This is a genomic window from Sphingomonas sp. 8AM, assembly GCF_902506455.1.
Classification (GTDB): Bacteria; Pseudomonadota; Alphaproteobacteria; order Sphingomonadales; family Sphingomonadaceae; genus Sphingomonas.
Map to the genome: position 1 here is coordinate 863,217 of NZ_LR733844.1, position 18,693 is coordinate 881,909.

Annotated in this window: 22 protein-coding genes; 10 read left to right on the forward strand and 12 right to left on the reverse strand. The window is 67.1% G+C overall.

Going from position 1 to position 18,693, the window contains the following annotated elements:
• Window positions 1-221 precede the first annotated feature (221 nt).
• From BACI71_RS04350 to BACI71_RS04390, 9 genes are read right to left on the reverse strand one after another with little or no spacing between them, the layout of a single operon-like run.
• The gene (locus tag BACI71_RS04350) at window positions 222-557 is read right to left on the reverse strand and encodes a DUF1491 family protein (RefSeq protein WP_159755512.1); all 336 of its coding nucleotides are present in this window, start codon (window positions 555-557) and stop codon (window positions 222-224) included.
• On the reverse strand, window positions 557-1,006 hold the full coding sequence (locus BACI71_RS04355; protein WP_159755515.1) for a PaaI family thioesterase: 450 nt from the start codon (window positions 1,004-1,006) through the stop codon (window positions 557-559). Before BACI71_RS04355 ends, BACI71_RS04350 begins: the two co-directional genes overlap by 1 nt.
• On the reverse strand, window positions 996-1,466 hold the full coding sequence (locus BACI71_RS04360; RefSeq protein WP_159755518.1) for a PTS sugar transporter subunit IIA: 471 nt from the start codon (window positions 1,464-1,466) through the stop codon (window positions 996-998). The genes BACI71_RS04355 and BACI71_RS04360 overlap by 11 nt, the downstream gene beginning before the upstream one ends.
• A gap of 9 nt (window positions 1,467-1,475) precedes the next feature.
• Window positions 1,476-2,066: a ribosome hibernation-promoting factor, HPF/YfiA family gene (gene hpf, locus BACI71_RS04365; protein WP_159755521.1), complete on the reverse strand. Its 591-nt coding sequence runs from the start codon at window positions 2,064-2,066 to the stop codon at window positions 1,476-1,478.
• 55 nt (window positions 2,067-2,121) lie between these two features.
• Entirely contained in the window at window positions 2,122-2,811 is a 690-nt protein-coding gene (gene dnaQ / locus BACI71_RS04370) for a DNA polymerase III subunit epsilon (RefSeq protein ID WP_159755524.1), read from the reverse strand.
• A 10-nt stretch (window positions 2,812-2,821) separates the two neighbouring features.
• Window positions 2,822-3,415, reverse strand: coding sequence for a dephospho-CoA kinase (gene coaE, locus BACI71_RS04375; RefSeq protein ID WP_159755527.1), 594 nt, complete (start codon window positions 3,413-3,415; stop codon window positions 2,822-2,824).
• Window positions 3,412-4,221, reverse strand: coding sequence for a shikimate dehydrogenase family protein (locus BACI71_RS04380; RefSeq protein WP_159755530.1), 810 nt, complete (start codon window positions 4,219-4,221; stop codon window positions 3,412-3,414). The genes coaE and BACI71_RS04380 overlap by 4 nt, the downstream gene beginning before the upstream one ends.
• Window positions 4,218-4,805, reverse strand: coding sequence for a Maf family protein (locus tag BACI71_RS04385; RefSeq protein ID WP_159755533.1), 588 nt, complete (start codon window positions 4,803-4,805; stop codon window positions 4,218-4,220). The genes BACI71_RS04380 and BACI71_RS04385 overlap by 4 nt, the downstream gene beginning before the upstream one ends.
• Before the next feature lie 10 nt (window positions 4,806-4,815).
• Window positions 4,816-5,646, reverse strand: coding sequence for a pyruvate, water dikinase regulatory protein (locus tag BACI71_RS04390; protein ID WP_159755536.1), 831 nt, complete (start codon window positions 5,644-5,646; stop codon window positions 4,816-4,818).
• A 327-nt stretch (window positions 5,647-5,973) separates the two neighbouring features.
• Between BACI71_RS04390 and hemE the strand changes: the two genes are divergently transcribed.
• The 7 genes from hemE to ribA all read left to right on the forward strand — a co-directional run bounded on the left by hemE (window position 5,974) and on the right by ribA (window position 12,673).
• Window positions 5,974-6,993, forward strand: coding sequence for a uroporphyrinogen decarboxylase (hemE, locus tag BACI71_RS04395; RefSeq protein ID WP_159755539.1), 1,020 nt, complete (start codon window positions 5,974-5,976; stop codon window positions 6,991-6,993).
• Between the two features lie 2 nt (window positions 6,994-6,995).
• Window positions 6,996-7,451: a CopD family protein gene (locus BACI71_RS04400; RefSeq protein ID WP_159755542.1), complete on the forward strand. Its 456-nt coding sequence runs from the start codon at window positions 6,996-6,998 to the stop codon at window positions 7,449-7,451.
• A 298-nt stretch (window positions 7,452-7,749) separates the two neighbouring features.
• A complete protein-coding gene (gene rho / locus BACI71_RS04405; protein ID WP_159755545.1) occupies window positions 7,750-9,006 on the forward strand; it encodes a transcription termination factor Rho in 1,257 nt (418 codons plus the stop codon).
• A 166-nt stretch (window positions 9,007-9,172) separates the two neighbouring features.
• Window positions 9,173-9,907: a TerC family protein gene (locus BACI71_RS04410; RefSeq protein WP_159755548.1), complete on the forward strand. Its 735-nt coding sequence runs from the start codon at window positions 9,173-9,175 to the stop codon at window positions 9,905-9,907.
• A gap of 64 nt (window positions 9,908-9,971) precedes the next feature.
• Window positions 9,972-10,583 (forward strand): LolA family protein, encoded by a 612-nt coding sequence (locus tag BACI71_RS04415; RefSeq protein ID WP_159755551.1) that lies wholly within the window; start codon window positions 9,972-9,974, stop codon window positions 10,581-10,583.
• Between the two features lie 240 nt (window positions 10,584-10,823).
• The gene (locus BACI71_RS04420) at window positions 10,824-11,606 is read left to right on the forward strand and encodes an exodeoxyribonuclease III (RefSeq protein WP_159755554.1); all 783 of its coding nucleotides are present in this window, start codon (window positions 10,824-10,826) and stop codon (window positions 11,604-11,606) included.
• A gap of 44 nt (window positions 11,607-11,650) precedes the next feature.
• Entirely contained in the window at window positions 11,651-12,673 is a 1,023-nt protein-coding gene (ribA, locus tag BACI71_RS04425) for a GTP cyclohydrolase II (RefSeq protein WP_159760850.1), read from the forward strand.
• Window positions 12,674-12,771: 98 nt separating this feature from the next.
• Here the strand turns inward: ribA and BACI71_RS04430 are convergent, their stop codons facing one another.
• Both BACI71_RS04430 and BACI71_RS04435 read right to left on the reverse strand, forming a co-directional pair.
• A complete protein-coding gene (locus BACI71_RS04430; protein ID WP_159755557.1) occupies window positions 12,772-13,440 on the reverse strand; it encodes an HAD family hydrolase in 669 nt (222 codons plus the stop codon).
• Complete coding sequence (locus BACI71_RS04435; RefSeq protein ID WP_159755560.1) at window positions 13,437-14,096, reverse strand: YggS family pyridoxal phosphate-dependent enzyme; 660 nt, start codon at window positions 14,094-14,096, stop codon at window positions 13,437-13,439. Before BACI71_RS04435 ends, BACI71_RS04430 begins: the two co-directional genes overlap by 4 nt.
• A gap of 22 nt (window positions 14,097-14,118) precedes the next feature.
• Between BACI71_RS04435 and BACI71_RS04440 the strand changes: the two genes are divergently transcribed.
• Window positions 14,119-14,655: a thiamine phosphate synthase gene (locus BACI71_RS04440; RefSeq protein ID WP_159755563.1), complete on the forward strand. Its 537-nt coding sequence runs from the start codon at window positions 14,119-14,121 to the stop codon at window positions 14,653-14,655.
• Between the two features lie 116 nt (window positions 14,656-14,771).
• Here the strand turns inward: BACI71_RS04440 and BACI71_RS04445 are convergent, their stop codons facing one another.
• On the reverse strand, window positions 14,772-15,485 hold the full coding sequence (locus tag BACI71_RS04445) for a hypothetical protein (protein WP_236552811.1): 714 nt from the start codon (window positions 15,483-15,485) through the stop codon (window positions 14,772-14,774).
• Window positions 15,486-15,688: 203 nt separating this feature from the next.
• On the opposite strand from BACI71_RS04445, the gene BACI71_RS04450 reads away from it, so the two are divergent.
• Both BACI71_RS04450 and leuS read left to right on the forward strand, forming a co-directional pair.
• Window positions 15,689-16,135: a DUF3576 domain-containing protein gene (locus tag BACI71_RS04450; RefSeq protein WP_159755566.1), complete on the forward strand. Its 447-nt coding sequence runs from the start codon at window positions 15,689-15,691 to the stop codon at window positions 16,133-16,135.
• A gap of 16 nt (window positions 16,136-16,151) precedes the next feature.
• Window positions 16,152-18,692 carry a leucine--tRNA ligase gene (leuS, locus tag BACI71_RS04455; RefSeq protein ID WP_159755569.1) on the forward strand — a complete coding sequence of 847 codons (2,541 nt, stop codon included), beginning with the start codon at window positions 16,152-16,154 and terminating at the stop codon, window positions 18,690-18,692.
• Window position 18,693 lies beyond the last annotated feature (1 nt).

Sequence of the window (18,693 nt, forward strand, 5' to 3'; positions counted from 1 at the left end):
GAGGACCGAGAAAGTAAGCGTCGCGAAAGTCGCGATGCGGGAGCTGAACGGCATTCTACGTCATTTTTATGCGGTGGGTGCGCGTAAACGATCGCTGAAGCAGCGTTAGCTGTTCGATATCGCCCGGGTCCCCCCCGACTGCGTCACCGTCGGGATCGCACCCCGCATCGGCACAACGCATGTTGTCGATGGAGTCCGGCTACGGGCAACAGGTAACAGCGTCAATGCGACAGGATCGTTTCAGCGACGAACCGTTCGGCGTGCGGGATGTCCAGCTCGATTACCCATAAATCCGGATCGCGACGACGGCGGTTGCGCCAATATTCCTCGACCGCCGCCGGGTCGTCCGCGGCCGGTCCGGCCGGGATCAACGTATCGCGATCGTCGAGTCCGCGCATCCGCTCGATCGCCCGCAATCCGCGCCCTTCGGCAAGCAGGATCAGCAAGGCGCCGCCCTGCGGCTCGCCACTTGCGCGTACCACCGCCAGCCCGCCGGCATCGTTGACGCGGCGCAGCAGCACCCCGACGCTCAGATGAGTCGGCAACCTTACACTCATCAGCCGGCGTAACCCGGCAGCGAGGCGAGCGCGATCCGCGAGCGCATGAACGTGCCGGTGCCGCGCGCCACCTCCTCGCCCGCCGCGGTGACGAGTCGCGCCTCGGCGACGAAGACCCGCCGCTGTCCGCTGATCCAGCGCCCTTCCGCCATCACCGGCCCGACGCCCAGCGGCCGGGTCAGCAACAGACTGAATTGTGTGGTCAGCAGGAATCGATCGGTCACAAGGCTGTTGCAGGCGTAGAACGCCGCATCATCGAGCATCTTGAAGTAGCTGGTGCCATGCGCAGCGCCTGCAGCGTGGAAATGCCGCTCATCGACCGCGAAGTGAATCCGCGATTCGCCCGGCGCGACCAGCTCGAGCCGAGACTCGAAGAAGCGATTGATCGGCGCCGCCGCATACAGCGACTCCAACGCGCGATAATGGGCGGCGGCGCCTTCAGGCGGCATCGCGGACACCGTGATCGGAGAGCAGGGCGTAGATCGCATCGGGCGAGCCCGCCCCGCGCAGCTTGGCGACCAGCGCGCGGTCGCGCAGCCGACGGGCGACCCGCGCCAGCGCCTTGAGGTGCTGCCCTCCCGCCTGCGGCGGCGAGAACATCGCGGCCACCACGTCGACCGGGGCGTCATCGAGCGCGCCGAAGTCGAGCGGCTGTGCCAGCCGTCCCACCGCCAGGACGATCCGCGGCAGACCGGCGATCCGGGCATGCGGGATCGCCACCCCGCCGCCGAAGCCGGTCGATCCTTCCTTTTCGCGCAAAGCCAACGCGTCGGCTGCCAGACGGGCATCGATGCCCAGCGTCGGGGCGACAAGCGCCCCGAGCTGGGAGAACAACGCCTTCTTGGAGGCGGCCGGCAGTCCGATCACGATCAGTTCGGGGGCGAGCAGGTCGCTGAGATCACTCGCCATCAGATAGGTTCAACCACCACGCTGCGGCTCCACCCAGCCGATCGTCCCGTCGCCGCGGCGATAGACCATATTATAGGAGCCGGTGCCGGCATTCTTGAACAGCAACGCCTGCGTGTTGCGCAGGTCGAGCATCATCACCGCGTCCGAGACGCTGGCGTCGGGTACGTCGACGCGCGTCTCCGCGATCACCAGCGGCGCATCGCCGGCGTCGTCCTCGCCGATCTGCTCGGCAAACAGCGTATAGCCGGCGTTGTCATAGCCGATGCGATCCTGCGTTTCCCCGGTGGCAGCATGCGCGGCGTGGCGATCCTTCAGCCGGCGGACGTAGCGGCGCAGCTGCTTCTCGATCTTCTCGGCAGCGCCATCGAACACGAGATGCGCATCATGCGCGACATGACTGCCCTTGAGGATCAGACCACGGGTGACGTGCGCCACGATGTCGCAGGTGAAGCCGTTGTCGTGCGGGCCTTTGCCGAAGGTAACTTCCGCCGAGATGGCGCGCGCGAAATATTTGTCGGCGATACCCTGGAGTCGGTCCTGCACATGGGCCTTCAGCGCGTCGCCGATCGCCACCTGGTGACCTGAAATCCGGATATCCATATACTTCCTCCATCTATGCCGGCTCGCCCCCCTGCGATCCGGCCGTGCATTCGCGTCATTCGGACGCGGCGACCCCCCACAAAGGCTCTTTGACCTTCTTTAGAAACGCAGCATGGGCGACCAGTTCCGCATCGCTCGGCGAAAAGACCCGCAGCGGGCGCGCGCGGGTCGGTGCGGTAACCGCCTGTTCGACAATGATAGGTGCGGTCTCGCTGACCAGCCCGAGCCCGATTTGCCGTCCGCCCATCAGCTCGACGTAGACCTGCGCCAGCAATTGCGCGTCGAGCAAGGCACCGTGCAGCACGCGGTGCGAACGGTCGATTCCGTAGCGGCTGCACAGGGCGTCGAGCGTGTGCTTGGCGCCGGGATGGCGGGTCCGGGCGATCGCCAACGTGTCGATCATCCGGGTGCCACATACCGCAGGGTTGCCGCAGCGTTCCAACTCACCGTTCAGAAAGGAAAAATCGAAGCCGGCGTTGTGTGCGACAAGCGGCGCGTCGCCGAGAAAGTCGAGCAGCGCCGCCACCCCGGCGGCAAAGACCGGATGCTTGGCGAGGAAGGCCGCGGACAGGCCATGAACGCGCTCCGCCTCGGCGGGCATGTCGCGTTCGGGATGGAAATAGGCTTGAAAAGTTCGGCCGGTTTCAACACGGTTGACCAGTTCGACGCAGCCGATCTCCACGATGCGGTCACCGCCGGCGAAGCTGAGGCCAGTGGTTTCGGTGTCGAAGACGATCTCACGCATGATCGCGTCGTTATCGACCCTGTCCGCGCCGCACGCAAGCGATGACGCGCATGACCGCGGCGCGGGTCTCGTCGAGCGGCACGTCGGTGGGGATCACGAAATCGGCGCGGGCGCGCTTCTCGGTGTCAGGAAGCTGGCGAAAATAGATCGCTTCGAACCTGGCCGGTGTCATGCCGGGACGCGCCAGCACCCGTTCGCGCTGCACCGGTGCCGACGCGGACACCACCACGACGAAATCGACGTCGCGATCGCCGCCGGTCTCGAACAGCAGCGGAATGTCGAACACCACCAACGGCGCGTCATGATGCCGGGCGACGAAGGCCTCGCGCTCGGCGCGCACCGCGGGATGGACGATCGCCTCCAGCGCGCGCATCGCCGCATCGTCGCCGAGCACCGCCGTACCGAGAGCGGCGCGATCGACGCCGGCCGGGCCGGTGGTGCCGGGGAAGCGCGCCTCGATCGCCGCGACGACCGCGCCGCCCGGCCCTTGCAGGCGATGCACCACCGCATCGGCGTCGAACACCGGCACCCCGGCGTCGGCGAACATCGCCGCAACCGTCGACTTGCCCATGCCGATCGAGCCGGTGAGGCCGAGGATGGTCATGCCAGCAGGCGCGCGCGCAGTTCCTCGTCATGGTCGCGCGGCGGGGCGGCGCCGAAGAACAGCTCGAACGCGACCGCCGCCTGGCCGATCAGCATCTCCAGCCCGTCGACCGTTTCCAGATCGCGCGCGCGCGCGGCCTTCAGCAGCGGGGTTTCGAGCGGAGCGTAGACGATGTCGTAGACGATCGCGTCCCCCGGCAGCGGCGAAAGATCGAGATCGAGCGGGTCGTGCCCGGCCATGCCGAGCACGCTGGTGTTGACCAGCAGTGCCGCCGCCGGCAGCCGCGCGGTCAGCGGGAGCGCATCGCCCTTCAGCCCGAACTGCGCGAGCAAGGCCGCACCCTTCAAGGGCGTGCGGTTGAGCAAGGTCACGCGGCCGACGTGACTACGGGCCAGCGCGAACAGCACCGCGCGCGCCGCGCCGCCGGCGCCGACCACCACCACCAGCTGGCCGCCCAGATCGAGGTCGGCGATCGGCGACAGGAAGCCCGCCGCGTCGGTGTTGGTAGCGACCAGCGCGCCGTCCTCGCCGCGGAACACGGTATTGGCCGCGCCGATCATCCCGCGCACGTTGCCGGGATCGGGGACGTGGTCGAGCGCCGCCACCTTGTGCGGTACGGTGATGTTGCAGCCGCGCCAGTCGGGATCTTCCGCACGCTGCGCGAAATAGGAGGCGAGGTCGTCGCCCGCGACGCGTGTCGCGCGATAGTCGCCGGCCAGCCCGAGCTTTTCGAGCCAGAAGCCGTGGATCAGCGGCGATTTGGAATGCGCGATCGGATCGCCGATCACCTCGGCATAGGACGTCATGCGGGCAACACCTGTCGGACACGCAGATAATCGAGCACCGGGAGCAGCGGCATCCCCAGCACGGTGAACTGGCTGCCGTCGATCCGCGCGAACAATTGCGCGCCCGGTCCCTCGATCCGGTAGCAGCCGACGCAGCCCGAAATCGCCGGCCATTCGGCGTCGAGATAGGCTTCGATGAACGCGGGCGAGAGCGGGCGGACGAACATCTTCGCCTTGTCGACCATTCGCCACACCGCCTGACCGTTTTCGGCGATCACCGCCGCGCTGACCAGATCATGGCGCTTGCCCGACATGCGCGTCAGGTGATCGCGTGCTTCCTCGCGGCTGGTCGGCTTGTCGAGGATCGTGCCGTCGTCGAGCACCGCGAGGCTGTCCGACCCGAGCACCAGATGGCCGGGATGCCGCGCGCTGACCTTCAGCGCCTTCAGCTCGGCGAGCGCATCGGCGATGTCGCGCGGATGCCGCCCGGCCATCGCCGCCTTGAGCGCGGCTTCGTCGGCATAGGCGGGTTCGGCGGTGAACGGCACGCCGGCGGCGGCGAGCATGGTGGTGCGCGAGGCGCTTTGCGAGGCGAGAATCAGCATGGGATCAGCATCAGTCGGTGTTCCGTGCCGCCAGCCCGCGGCGTTCGTTGACCAGGGCGATGATCGCGGCGGCGGTTTCCTCGATCGAGCGTCGGGTGACGTCGATCACCGGCCAGCCATTGTCGGCGAACATCCGCCGCGCATAGGCGATCTCGCGCGCCACTGCGTCCTGATCGACATAGTTGGTTTCGGTCGCCTGATTGAGCGACAGCAGGCGGTTGCGGCGGATCTGGATCAGCCGGTCGGTGCTGGTGGTCAGCCCGACGACGAGCGGATTCTTCAGCGCGAACAGCGCGCGCGGCGGCGGGCTTTCGACGACGATCGGGATGTTGGCAGTCTTGAACCCGCGATTGGCGAGATAGATCGAGGTCGGGGTCTTCGACGAGCGGCTGACCCCGGCGAGCAGGATGTCGGCCTCCTCCCATTCCTCGTGCGCGATCCCGTCGTCATGCGCGATCGTGAACTGGATCGCGTCGACGCGCTCGAAATAGGCGGCATCGAGGACGTGCTGACGCCCCGGTCGCGCCTTCGCCTGCTGCCCGAGCAGCACCGAGAGCGCATCGTTGACGGGATCGAGCGGGGCCACCGTGGGCAGCCCGAGCGCCTTGCAACGCGCCTCCAGCGCGGTGCGCGTCGCCGGATTGACGAGCGTGAAGATCACCAGTCCCGGGTTCTGGGCGATTTCCTGCAGGATGCGATCGAGATGCGTCTCGGTGCGCACCATCGGCCAGAAATGCCGGACGGTTTCGACATCGTCATATTGCGCGAGCGCGGCCTTGGCGATGTTCTCCAGCGTCTCGCCCGTCGAATCCGACAGCAGGTGAAGATGGAGGCGGAGCATCAGAAGCCGGACATCGGAGGGGGTGGACCAATCTGTGGATAAGTCGTGGACAGCCGCTAGCGTAACTTCATCGACCCGCCAAGCGCGACCCCGATCGGTGGATAAGCCGGATTCTATCCACAGCGCCGTCCCCAGGGGGCCATTTTATCCACAGGCTGTGGAAAGCGTGGATGACGCGATGCGAATCCCGCGGCGCGCGGGAGAGTCGATCGAGTCAAGCTGTTGGCAATTCCGGTGGTGACGAATAAGCCCCGCGATCCACGCGCCAACCACATCAACAACCAGATTCCCAGAATCTTCCTTAGAAGGGTAGAAGGATCGCACCCGATGGTGACCAAACCCCTGTTGCGAGTCCTGAACGGCGAGCGCGCCGAACGCCCCCCGACGTGGCTGATGCGGCAAGCGGGCCGCTATCTCCCTGAATATCGGGCGTTGCGCGCGGAGAAGGGCGGGTTCCTCGCGCTCGCCACCGATCCGGTCGCGGCCGCCGAGGTGACGCTCCAGCCGATCCGCCGGTTCGGCTTCGACGGCGCGATCCTGTTCTCCGACATCCTGATGGTGCCGTGGGCGCTGGGACAGGAGCTGACCTTCGGGGCGGGCGAGGGGCCGCGGCTGACCCCGGCGCTGGTCGATGCGGCGCTGGCGGCGCTGACTCCCGATTTCACACGGCTCGATCCGGTCTATGCGACGGTGCGGCGGGTCGCCGGGTCACTGCCCGCGGAGACGACGTTCCTCGGGTTCGCGGGTTCGCCGTGGACGGTCGCGACCTATATGGTGGCGGGGCAGGGCAGCCGCGATCAGGAAGCGACGCGCCGCTTCGCCTATGCCGATCCGGCGGCGTTCGGCACGATCGTCGACGCGATCGTGGCCCTGACGATCGATTATCTGGCGACGCAGATCGAGAATGGCGTCGAGGCGGTGCAGATTTTCGACAGCTGGGCGGGCAGCCTGTCGCCCGAACAGTTCGAGCGCTGGGTGATCGCACCCAACCGCGCGATCGTCGACGGCGTCCGCGCGCGTTGCCCGGGGACGCCGATCATCGGCTTTCCGAAGGGGGCGGGCGGCAAGCTGGCCGCCTATGCCGCCGGCACGGCGGTCGATGCGATCGGGCTGGACGAGACGGTCGATCCGCGATGGGCGGATGCGGTGTTGCCGGCAGGGCTGCCGGTGCAGGGCAATCTCGATCCGCTCGCCTTGCTGACCGGCGGGGCGGCGCTGGAGGCGGGGATCGACCGCGTGCTGGCGGCGTTCCCGGAGCGGCCGCATGTCTTCAATCTCGGCCACGGGATCGGGCAGCACACCCCGATCCCGCATGTCGAACATCTGTTACAACGGGTAAGGGGCTGAACATGGTCGGGTTTCTGGGCGCGACCTATGATTGGGTGAAGGCCGCGCATGTCATCTTCGTGATCTTCTGGATGGCGGGGCTGTTCATGCTGCCGCGCTATCTGGTTTATCATCAGGAGGGGCTGTCCGACGCGGCCGATGCCGCGCGCTGGGTCGAGCGCGAGAACAAGCTGCGCGCGATCATCCTGACCCCGGCGATGATCGTGGTGTGGGTGCTGGGCATCGCGCTGGCGCTCAATGCGGGGATCGCGGACGGCGTGCCGGGGCTGGGCTGGCTCCACGCCAAGCTGGCGATCGTCTTCCTGCTGTCGGGCTATCATGGCTGGGCGGTCGGCTATGCGAAGAAGCTGGCGCGCGGGCAGGCGGGGGTGTCGAACAAGGCGCTGCGGATGATGAACGAGATCCCGGCGCTGGCGACCGCGCTGATCGTCATTCTGGTGATCGTGAAACCGTTCTGATCTGGCGCGCCGTCATGGCCGTCACATCGTCATCCCGGACTTGATCCGGGATCCAGCTTCTTCTTCGGCCAGTCGACAAGAAAAAGCGGGGCCCCGGATCAAGTCCGGGGCGACGCAATGGGGAAGGCAGCGCTGCACAAGAGCGCTCGGCGCTTGACTATCCCCCACATGAATCATACCTCGCGCCCGTGGCGTCGCCGGTCCTCGGTGCGCGCCGCATCCTCTACAGCTTCGTTTCTCGTGCGTTTTCCATCGCCGGCCGAGCTTTCCCCGACCCCCGATCACATCGGACTGATACATGCATCTCAAGGATTTGAAGAAGAAGGCCCCCGCCGAGCTGGTGCAGCTTGCCGAGGAGCTGGGCGTCGAGGGCGCCTCCACGCTGCGCAAGCAGGACCTGATGTTCGCGATCCTGAAGGTGCAGGCCGAGAACGGCGAGCAGATCATGGGCGAGGGCACGATCGAGGTGCTGCCGGACGGCTTCGGCTTCCTGCGCTCGGCACAGGCCAATTATCTTGCCGGGCCGGACGACATTTATGTCAGCCCGAATCAGGTGCGGAAGCATGGCCTGCGCACCGGCGACACCGTCGAGGGCGAGATCCGTGGGCCGAAGGACGGCGAACGCTATTTCGCGCTGGTGAAGATCACGCAAGTCAATTTCGAGGAGCCCGAGCGCGTCCGCCAGCGCGTGAACTTCGACAACCTCACGCCGCTCTACCCGGATGAGCGGCTGAAGATGGAAATCGAGGATCCGACGATCAAGGACAAGTCGGGCCGCGTGCTCGACGTCGTTGCGCCGATCGGCAAGGGGCAGCGCTGCCTGATCGTCGCGCCGCCGCGCGTCGGTAAGACGATCATGATGCAGAACATCGCGCGCGCGATCGCGCACAACCATCCGGAAGTGTTCCTGATCGTGCTGCTGATCGACGAGCGGCCCGAGGAAGTCACCGACATGCAGCGCACGGTGAACGGCGAGGTGGTCAGCTCGACCTTCGACGAGCCGGCGACGCGCCACGTCGCGGTGGCGGAAATGGTGATCGAGAAGGCCAAGCGGCTGGTCGAGCACAAGAAGGATGTCGTGATCCTGCTCGACAACATCACGCGTCTGGGCCGCGCCTACAACACCGTCGTGCCGTCGTCGGGCAAGGTGCTGACCGGCGGTGTCGACGCCAATGCGCTCCAGCGGCCGAAGCGCTTCTTCGGTGCGGCGCGCAACATCGAGGAAGGCGGGTCGCTGACGATCATCTCGACCTCGCTGATCGATACCGGCAGCCGCATGGACGAGGTGATCTTCGAGGAGTTCAAGGGCACCGGCAACGCCGAGATCGTGCTCGACCGCAAGGTGGCCGACAAGCGCATCTTCCCGGCGATCGACGTCGGCAAGAGCGGCACGCGCAAGGAAGAGCTGCTGGTCGAGAAGGGCCAGCTCAGCAAGATGTGGGTGCTGCGCCGGATCCTGATGCAGATGGGCACCGTCGACGCGATGGAGTTCCTGCTGGGCAAGATGAAGGATTCGAAGACCAACGACGATTTCTTCGATTCGATGAACCAGTAACCGGGCGTGGCCTGCCGCGTGTCGCGGCAGGACTTACGCCGGTTCGGCCGGCGGGTATGCCGCAGTGCGTACCCGACCGGCGCGTCCCCCCTTTCCCGTGGCATTCCGCGCCCGGAACGTTATGCCGGCCAGCATCATTGATGCGGTCAGACGGGGAGTGACCTAATTGAGCCTTATCGCCACGCTTGCCGCCGCGGCCTCCGCCGGAGCGGCGGTCCAGGGACCCGGATCGCTGGGTGACATCTGGCAGCATATCGTCGCCGATTTCTCGAACCTGTCCGACCCCGCCGCGCTGGCAGCGTTCGGGTCGGTGCTGATGATCGACCTCGTGCTGGCGGGCGACAATGCGATCGTGGTCGGCGCACTGGCCGCCGGGCTCCCCGACGAACAGCGCAAGAAGGTGATCCTGATCGGGATCGGCGCGGCGCTGGTGCTGCGGATCTTCTTTGCGCTGATCGTCACCTGGCTGATGGGGATCGTCGGACTGATTTTCGCGGGCGGGCTGCTGCTGCTGTGGGTGAGCTGGAAGTTCTGGCGCGAGATCCGTAGCGGCGGGCATTCGGAGATTGACGCCACCGGCGAGGCGGTCACCGTCAAGCCGGTCAAGAGCTTCGCCGCGGCGGCATGGGCGGTTGCGGTCGCCGACGTGTCGATGAGCCTCGACAACGTGCTGGCGGTCGCCGGGGCGGCGCGCGAGCATCCCGGCATCCTCGTCATCGGGCTGCTGCTGTCGGTGGCGTTGATGGGGCTGGCGGCGAACCTGATCGCGCGGATCATCGATCGCTATCGCTGGATCGCCTATATCGGTCTCGCCGTCATCGTGTTCGTGGCGTTCCGGATGATCCACGAAGGGTGGGTCGGCAGCGAGACCACCCCGGGGCTGGCGACGCTGTTCGCCTGAAAGTTCAGCGCGGGTTCAATGCCGGACGGGCAGTGGCCCGTCATCGCATCTGTGTGGAGACGACATGCCCAAGTATCTTCTGCCGCTCGCCGCGCTGGTCGCGGTCGTCGCACCGGCGGCGGCGCAGACCGGCAACGATCTGACGGCGGCGCAGCGCGCGATCGCCGGTCTCGACTCGATGACCGCCACCTTCGCCCAGACCGATCGCAACGGGCAGGTGCTGAACGGTACGCTGACGCTCAAGAAACCCGGCAAGATCCGCTTTCAATATCAGAAGGGCGTGCCGCTGTTGATCGTGGGCGACGGCAAGGCGCTGACCTTCGTCGATTATTCGGTGAAGCAGGTGCAACGCTGGCCGATCGGGAACTCGCCGCTCGGGGTCCTGCTCGATCCAAGCCGCGACATTTCCCGTTACGCGAAGGTCGTCCCCTCGAGCAATCCGGGTGTGCTGTCGGTCGAGGCCTATGACCCCAAACATCCCGAATACGGGCGCATCACGCTGGTGTTTGCGCGCAGCGCCGCCGCGCCGGGCGGATTGATGCTGCAAGGCTGGGCGGCGCTCGACACGCAGGGCAATCGCACGACGATCCGACTCAGCGATCAGAAGTTCAACATACCCGTTGCCGATTCGGCGTTCCGCTGGGTCGATCCGCGCAAACAGGGCCGTTCAAGCTAAACCACGGCATTTTTGTCCAATTCGTTCATCTTCGCGAAAGGCTGCGGTCGCTAGAGACAGAAGCACGGTCGGTGGGCCACCGGGATTTTCCCCCTGTTGCCCGGTCTCCTGCCTACCGCTTGCGTGACGAACGCTGAGTCGGCCCTCGCTCCATGCCCCCGGAGCGGGGGCCTTTCTTGTTCGTTGGCGCCGCTCCGGCGTGCCTTGTCGACCCCCCGGGGCGCAGCTACCTAAGCCCGCGTGAAAATCGTCTCCTGGAACATCAACTCGGTCCGCTTCCGCATCGAGATCGTCGAGCAATTTCTCCGCGAGGCGCAGCCCGACGTGCTGTGCCTTCAGGAAACCAAGGTCGTCGACACCGACTTCCCCGTGGAGGCGTTCAGGTCGCTCGGGTACGACCACATCCTGCTTCATGGACAGCGGATGCATCATGGCGTCGCGATCATCGCGCGCGTGCCCGTCACCGCCGACGACCGGTTCGACTGGCAGGCCAATCGTGAGGCGCGACATCTCGGCGTGCGCCTGCCCAACGGCGTGCGACTGGAGAATGTCTATGTCCCGGCCGGTGGCGATGTGCCCGATCGCGAAGTGAACCCCAAGTTCGGGCAGAAGCTGGATTTCGTCGAGCGGATGACGCGCTGGTCCGAGGCGCTGACCGAGCCGACGATCCTGACCGGCGACTTCAACATCGCCCCGCTGCCCAGCGACGTGTGGAGCCACAAGGCGCTGCTGAAGGTCGTCAGCCATACGCCCGTCGAGGTCGAGGCGCTCGACCGGCTGAAGGCGTCGAACGACTGGGTCGATCTCGGCCGGCATTTCCATCCGGCGCCGGCGCGGCTGCACACCTGGTGGAGCTATCGTTCGCCCGACTGGACGAAGAACGATCGCGGCCGCCGGCTCGATCATATGTGGGCGACCGGCGACGTCGCGAAGACCGCGACGGCGCATACTGTCTTCGAGCCGTGTCGTAGCTGGCTGAAGCCGTCCGACCATGTGCCGATCATGACCGAGTTCGCGTGGTGACATCGTCGGTATCGGGGCGCGATGCCGCGCGCGCGATCGACGCGATGCGGCGCGGCTGGCCGATCACCGTCACCGCCGCTGGCCAGCCGTCGTTGACGGTGCTGGCGATCGAGACCGCCGATGCCGAGCGGCTGGCGCGGTTCGCCGTCGACGGGCGGTTCGACGTCTTGCTGTCAAACGGCCGTGCGGCGACGCTGAAGCTCGCCAATCAGCTCGATGCGGCGGTGCCCGATCGGCCGGTGGTGGTCGAACATGCCCCGTGGTTCGACATGGCGCTGGCGACCGCGCTGGCCGATCCGCAGCTCGATCTCGCGACACCGCTCAAGGGGCCGTTCCGCACGATCCCGGTGGCGGCCCCGGTCGCTGCCGGAGCGGCGCTGCAACTTGCGCGGATCGCAGGATTGTTGCCGGCATTCGTGATCGGCGTCGGCGAGGCGGCGCAGGTGGTGGATGCCGGGAGCATCGCGGCGCACGAGGATGCGCAGGCGCTGCAGATCGCGGCCCGCGCGCGATTGCCGGTGGCGGGGGCAGAACATGCCGAGATCGTCGCGTTCCGCTCGCCGGAAAGCGCCGACGAGCATGTCGCGCTGGTCATCGGCAGCTCGAACGGCGCGCCGCCGCTGGTGCGGTTGCACAGCGAATGCCTGACCGGCGACGTGCTTGGCAGCCTGAAGTGCGATTGCGGGCCGCAACTCGATGCCGCGATTCAGGCGATCGCGGCGGCGGGATGGGGTGTTCTGCTCTATCTGCGGCAGGAGGGGCGCGGGATCGGGCTGGTCAACAAGCTGCGCGCCTATGCGCTACAGGATCAGGGGTTCGATACCGTCGACGCCAACGTACGGCTCGGCTTCGCGATCGATGCGCGTGATTTCGGGGTGGCGGCGCGGATGCTGCACCTGCTGGGACAGGATCGCGTGCGATTGCTGACCAACAATCCGGCGAAGGTGGCGGGGCTGGAGGCGGCGGGGATCGCGGTGATCGAGCGGGTGCCGCACGCGTTGCCGGCGAATCCGCACAACGAACGCTATCTGGCGACCAAGCGGGACAGGACGGGGCATCAATTGTGATGCGCGGCGCTATAGCCCGTCATTGCGAGCGTAGCGAAGCAAGCCAGTGCCGGATCAGGACGCCCTGGATTGCTTCGCTCCGCTCGCAATGACGGCGATCAGAGGTCCAGTAGCCTAGATACCTCGTTGAAATCATGGGCTACCGCATCGACGCCGATCGCGCGGAGCCGGTTACCGTGGTTGGGTGCGCAATGCGCGCCGGCGACCAGGCCGATCACGAACGCGCCGCTGGCCACCGCCCCGGTCGCGCCGACCGGGGAATCCTCGATGATCGCGCAGCGCTCGATCGCGACGCCCAGCTTGTCGGCGGCGTACAGATAGAGATCGGGTGCGGGCTTGCCGTTGGTGACATGCTCGGCGCCCGAATAGAGATGGTCGCCGAACGCGCTGCGCAGGCCGAGATGCTCGAGATGCGTGGCGATCCAGCGCACACGGCTCGACGACACCACCGCGCGCGGCAAGCTGGCGGGTAGCGCGCGGACGAAGGCGGTCGCGCCGGCAACTTCCTCGATCCCCTCCAGCAGGCAACGCTCGTCCTCGGCGCGGCGTGCGGCCTGAAAGTCGGGCGGGACCGGCGCGCCGATATGCGCCTCGATCGCGGCGAGAAAATCCTTGCCGGCCAGCCCCATGAACCGCGCCATCGATTGCTCTGGCGTGGTGGGATAGCCGATGCCGGTCAGATAATCGGCGATATGGCGATTGCCGCTCGCCTCGCTTTCGATCAGCACGCCGTCGAAGTCGAAGAGCAACGCGTCGAACTGGGTCATGCGCGGGCTCCGAACAGCGCGGAGCCGACGCGGACATGCGTGGCACCCAGCGACACCGCCTGCTCGACATCGTCGGACATGCCCATGCTGAGCCCCGCGATGCCGTGGTCGCGCGCGATCTTCGCCAGAAGCGCGAAATACGGGGCGGGTTCGACGTCGGCGGGGGGGACGCACATCAGGCCGGCGATCGGCAGCGCTGCGTCGTGCGCCTCGGTGAGCAGGGCGGGGAGGTCGGCGATCGTGCAGCCACCCTTTTGCGGCTCGTCACCGATGTTGACCTGAACGAAGCAATCCGGACGGCGGCCGGTCGCGTCGATCGCGCGCGCCACCGCGGCGATCAGCGACGGGCGGTCGATGCTGTGAATCGCGTCAGCCAGCGCAACCGCCTCGGCAGCCTTGTTCGATTGCAATTGTCCGACCAGATGCAGGCGACAATCGTCGAATTCCTCGCGCAGCGCGGGCCATTTCGCGGCGGCTTCCTGAACGCGGTTTTCGCCGAAATCGCGCTGTCCGGCGACGAGCAGCGGACGGATCGCCTCGGCCGGGTGGGTCTTCGACACCGCGACCAGCGTGATGTCGGCGGGCTCGCGGCGCGCGATACGGGCGGCGCTCGCGATGCGGGCGCGGGTGGCGGCGAGACGGTCGTCGGGGGTCATCGTCCGCGCTATAGGGAGCGCCATGCCTGCCCGCCACCCCGTCCGCTGGCTGATGACCGACGAGCGCCAGGGCGCGGGCTTGTGGCCGGCACTCGAACGATTGCCGCGCGGGGCGGGGGTGATCTTCCGGCATTACCGTACGCCTGTCGCAGAACGTCGGATGCTGTTCGCGCGGGTGCGGCGCGTAGCGCGGCGGCGTGGGCTGGTGCTGGTGCTGGCGGGTGCGGCTTCGTGGCCGGGGGCGGCGGGGTCTCATGCGCGGCGCGGGCGTGGCCTCGTGACATGGCCGGCGCACGATCGGCGCGAGACACTGGCGGCGGTGCGGGCGGGGGCTGACGTCGTGTTGGTGTCGCCGGTGTTCGCGACGCGATCGCATCCCGCAGCGCGGGCGCTTGGATTGTGGCGCGCCGCTGCGATCGCGCGGGGGCTGCCGGTGACGGTGATCGCGCTTGGTGGCATGGACGAGCGGCGCTGGCGGCGAGTGGCGGCGCTCGGGTTCGATGGCTATGCCGCGATCGATGCTTGGTCGACTTCTTCCGGACCGTCATCGCGGACTTGATGCGGCATCCCGCTTCCAAGCGTCGGATCTAAGAAGAAGCGGAGTCCCGGATCACGTAGGGGATGACAAAGACACATAGCGGGAACCTCTGAAACCCGCCGTGAACCGCCCGCGCGTCAGAAGCGGAACGCCGTACCCACGTAGATCGCCTGGCTGTCGCGGCGATCGTCGTCGGCGCGGGTGAGGCGCTCCCGATCGGTCTTGAGCCGCATCCCGGCGGTCAGGTCGAGGTTGCGGGTAAGCGAATAGCTGCCCCCGACATCGATCGAATAGCTGTCCGGCTCGCTGAGCGCGCGCGCCGTGCCCGGCAGCGGACGATCCGCGGTCGCCCCGACCCGGCCGCTCCACTTCGATCCCGAATAGCTGACCGCGACGTCCGCCGCCTCGCGACTGCCCGGCAGCCCGGCAAGATCGACCTTGGCAACGTCGCCCGAGACTGCGAATCGCTTCCACCCGACCGACACGCCCAGGTTGTAGGCGATCGGCGCGAGACCGACCGTTGCCGGCGTCGTCGCGGCGTAGCGTGCATTGTCGCGCGCGGCGAGGCTCGACCGCGCACGCACCGCGACCGTCACGGCGCGATTGCCGATCCGCGACTCGGAGGGGGTAAAGCGGAAGCCGCTGGCATCAAGCCCGCCACGCGCGAACAGCGCGGCCAGCTTGGGATCGGCGGCAGAGGGGGTGAACGAACCGGCGACCCGCGGTGCCGACACGAGCTTGCGCACCGGTCGCTGTGCCGAATCCGCCGCACCGAGCGCAGGCACGGCTGCAACGGCGACGGCCAGCAGGCCCCCCCCGATCAATGCAGCGATGCGGCGCGTTGCGGCCACGATCTTATCCATCCCCTTTGTGCCGGACGAATCTGTCCGACCAATGGAGCGGACCTAACAGGAATCCGTTCCGTGTCCATGACCGCCCCGACTCTTTATCGGCGACCTGTTGCATCATGTCCACATTGTGGCGCGCTTGCCGGGGGCAAAGGGTGCGGGTAGAGCGAGCAGGATTACCCGAATTGCCTGTAAGGACGATGCCGATGTTCCGCCCCTTGCGCCTCGCGGCTGGCCTGTCGGCCGCCGTTGCCTTGTCGTTGAGCCTGTCGGCGTGTGGCGGACGCGGCGGCAAGCCGGTCGGCGACCTTGCCGCGTCGAAGGTGACGACGATTGGCGTCAACAGCTATCTGTGGCGCGCGACGCTCGACACGCTCAGCTTCATGCCGCTGCTCCAGACCGATTCCAATGGCGGCGTGATCGTCACCGACTGGTACGTCAATCCGCAGACGCCGACCGAGCGGATGAAGGTGACCGTCTCGATCCTCGACCAGGATCTGCGCGCCGATGCGGTGCGTGTCGCGGCGCTGCGCGAGGTGAATCGTGGCGGGCAGTGGGTGGCGTCGCCGGTCGAGGCGGCGACCACGCAGAAGCTGGAAGACATCATTCTGACGCGCGCGCGTGACCTGCGCCGTGGCGCCGTGACCGGCTGAGGCGACGACGACTGCAATGACCACCCGCTTCAATGCCCTGAAGGCCGACGCACACTGGCAGCGCGTCTGGGACGAACGCACCACCTTCGCCGCGCGCGACGACAGCCCCAAGCCGAAAAGCTATGTGCTGGAGATGTTCCCCTATCCGTCGGGGAAGATCCACATGGGGCACGTCCGCAACTATACGATGGGCGACGTGCTGGCGCGCTATCGCCGGATGACCGGGCATGAAGTGCTCCACCCGATGGGGTGGGACGCGTTCGGGATGCCGGCCGAGAATGCCGCGATGGAAAAGGGCGTGCATCCGGGCAACTGGACGCGCGCCAATATCGCGTCGATGAAGGCGCAGCTGAAGCGGCTGGGCTTTGCGCTTGACTGGACGCGCGAGCTGGCGACCTGTGAGCCCGATTATTACGGGCACGAACAGGCGCTGTTCCTCGATTTCTACAAGGCCGGGCTGGTCTATCGCAAGGAATCGGCGGTCAATTGGGACCCGGTCGACATGACCGTGCTCGCCAATGAGCAGGTGATCGACGGGCGCGGCTGGCGCTCGGGGGCGCTGGTCGAGAAGCGCAAGCTGAGCCAGTGGTTCCTCAAGATCACGCAGTTCGCCGACGAGCTGATCGAGGGGCTGGGGTCGCTCGACCAATGGCCCGACAAGGTCCGGCTGATGCAGGAGAACTGGATCGGCAAGAGCCAGGGGCTGCAATTCCGCTTCGCTTTGTCGGACGGTGGCGCGGTCGAGGTGTTCACGACGCGGCCCGACACGATGTTCGGCGCGAGCTTCGTCGCGGTCGCCGCCGATCACCCGATCGCGCAGGCCCTGGCGGCGCGTGATGCGGACGCGGCGGCGTTCATCGAGCGCTGCAAGCAGGGCGGCACCACCGCCGCCGAGCTGGAGACGCAGGAGAAGCTCGGCTACGACACCGGGCTGACCGCCACGCATCCGTTCGGCGCGGGCGAGTTGCCGGTCTATATCGCCAATTTCGTGCTGATGGACTACGGCACCGGCGCGGTGTTCGGCGTGCCGGCGCACGACCAGCGCGACTTCGACTTTGCCACCAAATACAAGCTGCCGATCCGCCGCGTCGTCGCCGATGGTGACAAGACCGACCCGGCGTTCGACGAGGATGCGGCGTATAGCGGCCCCGGGCGGCTGGTGAATTCGCAGTTTCTCGACGGGCTCGACATCGATGCCGCCAAGCGCGCGGTGATCGCGCGCGCCGAGGCTGGCGGCTGGGGGCAGGGCTCGACCGTCTATCGCCTGCGCGACTGGGGGGTGAGCCGTCAGCGGTATTGGGGCACGCCGATCCCGGTGATCCATTGCGCGACCTGCGGCGAAGTGCCGGTGCCGCGCGAACAATTACCGGTGAAGCTGCCCGAGGACGTCACCTTCGATGTTCCCGGCAACCCGCTCGATCGCCATCCAACGTGGAAGCATGTCAACTGTCCGTCGTGCGGGGCGGACGCGCTGCGCGACACCGACACGCTCGACACCTTTGCGGATTCGTCGTGGTATTTTATTCGCTTCGCCAGCCAGCCCGATGACAGGCCGTTCGATCGTGCCGTCGCGGAAAGCTGGCTGCCGGTCGGGCAATATATCGGCGGGGTCGAACATGCGATCCTCCACCTGCTCTACGCGCGCTTCTGGACGCGCGCGCTGCGACACGTCGGGCTGATCGATCTGGCCGAGCCGTTCACCGGCCTGTTCACGCAGGGCATGGTGACGCACGAGACGTACAAGCTCGACATCCCGGATCATGACGGACCGCCGGGCGCGCTCTGGGTGTCGCCCGCCGACCTCAGCGTGGGTGAGGGCGGGGCATTGTTCTTCCAGACCGAGGAGGGCGGGGGGATCCCGATCATCCGCGGTCGCGTGGAGAAGATGTCCAAGTCCAAGAAGAACACGATCGATCCCGAGCCGATCGTCGACCAGTATGGCGCGGACGCGGTGCGCTGGTTCATGCTCTCCGACTCGCCGCCCGAGCGCGATCTTGAGTGGAGCGAGAACGGCATCGAGGGTGCGTGGCGCTTCGTCCAGCGGCTGTGGCGGTTGTTCGAGGGCGAGAAGGCCGGCGTGGGCACTGACGCCGCACTCGATCGCAAACTGCACCGTACGATCGCCGACGTCGCCGCAGCGATCGAGGCGTTGTCGTTCAACAAGGCGGTCGCCAAGCTCTACGAACTGGTCGCGGCGATCGAGAAGGCGGCGCCGTCCGCTTCGCGCGATACCGCGATCGCGACGCTGATGCGGCTGGTCGCCCCGATGGCGCCGCACATCGCCGAAGAGGCATGGGCGACGCACGGCGACGGCGGGCTGATCGCCGACGCGGCCTGGCCGGACGTCGATGCGGCGCTGTTGATCGAGGACGAGGTGACGATCGCAGTGCAGATCAACGGCAAGCTGCGCGACACGTTGACGCTCGCCAAGGGGCTGACGAAGGAAGATGCCGAGGCGGCGGCGCTGTCATCGGAGAAGGTGCTGCGCGCACTGGAGGGCAAGTCCCCGCGCAAGGTGATCGTGGTGCCCGACCGGCTCGTGAACATAGTCGCGTGAG

Bases quoted from the DNA above. Each gene is read 5' to 3' on its own strand.
- BACI71_RS04350 (WP_159755512.1), bottom strand. From the start codon at position 557: ATGAGTGTAAGGTTGCCGACTCATCTGAGCGTCGGGGTGCTGCTGCGC.
- BACI71_RS04355 (WP_159755515.1), bottom strand. From the start codon at position 1,006: ATGCCGCCTGAAGGCGCCGCCGCCCATTATCGCGCGTTGGAGTCGCTG.
- BACI71_RS04360 (WP_159755518.1), bottom strand. From the start codon at position 1,466: ATGGCGAGTGATCTCAGCGACCTGCTCGCCCCCGAACTGATCGTGATC.
- hpf (WP_159755521.1), bottom strand. From the start codon at position 2,066: ATGGATATCCGGATTTCAGGTCACCAGGTGGCGATCGGCGACGCGCTG.
- dnaQ (WP_159755524.1), bottom strand. From the start codon at position 2,811: ATGCGTGAGATCGTCTTCGACACCGAAACCACTGGCCTCAGCTTCGCC.
- coaE (WP_159755527.1), bottom strand. From the start codon at position 3,415: ATGACCATCCTCGGCCTCACCGGCTCGATCGGCATGGGCAAGTCGACG.
- BACI71_RS04380 (WP_159755530.1), bottom strand. From the start codon at position 4,221: ATGACGTCCTATGCCGAGGTGATCGGCGATCCGATCGCGCATTCCAAA.
- BACI71_RS04385 (WP_159755533.1), bottom strand. From the start codon at position 4,805: ATGCTGATTCTCGCCTCGCAAAGCGCCTCGCGCACCACCATGCTCGCC.
- BACI71_RS04390 (WP_159755536.1), bottom strand. From the start codon at position 5,646: ATGCTCCGCCTCCATCTTCACCTGCTGTCGGATTCGACGGGCGAGACG.
- hemE (WP_159755539.1), top strand. From the start codon at position 5,974: ATGGTGACCAAACCCCTGTTGCGAGTCCTGAACGGCGAGCGCGCCGAA.
- BACI71_RS04400 (WP_159755542.1), top strand. From the start codon at position 6,996: ATGGTCGGGTTTCTGGGCGCGACCTATGATTGGGTGAAGGCCGCGCAT.
- rho (WP_159755545.1), top strand. From the start codon at position 7,750: ATGCATCTCAAGGATTTGAAGAAGAAGGCCCCCGCCGAGCTGGTGCAG.
- BACI71_RS04415 (WP_159755551.1), top strand. From the start codon at position 9,972: ATGCCCAAGTATCTTCTGCCGCTCGCCGCGCTGGTCGCGGTCGTCGCA.
- ribA (WP_159760850.1), top strand. From the start codon at position 11,651: ATGCGGCGCGGCTGGCCGATCACCGTCACCGCCGCTGGCCAGCCGTCG.
- BACI71_RS04430 (WP_159755557.1), bottom strand. From the start codon at position 13,440: ATGACCCAGTTCGACGCGTTGCTCTTCGACTTCGACGGCGTGCTGATC.
- BACI71_RS04435 (WP_159755560.1), bottom strand. From the start codon at position 14,096: ATGACCCCCGACGACCGTCTCGCCGCCACCCGCGCCCGCATCGCGAGC.
- BACI71_RS04440 (WP_159755563.1), top strand. From the start codon at position 14,119: ATGCCTGCCCGCCACCCCGTCCGCTGGCTGATGACCGACGAGCGCCAG.
- BACI71_RS04450 (WP_159755566.1), top strand. From the start codon at position 15,689: ATGTTCCGCCCCTTGCGCCTCGCGGCTGGCCTGTCGGCCGCCGTTGCC.
- leuS (WP_159755569.1), top strand. From the start codon at position 16,152: ATGACCACCCGCTTCAATGCCCTGAAGGCCGACGCACACTGGCAGCGC.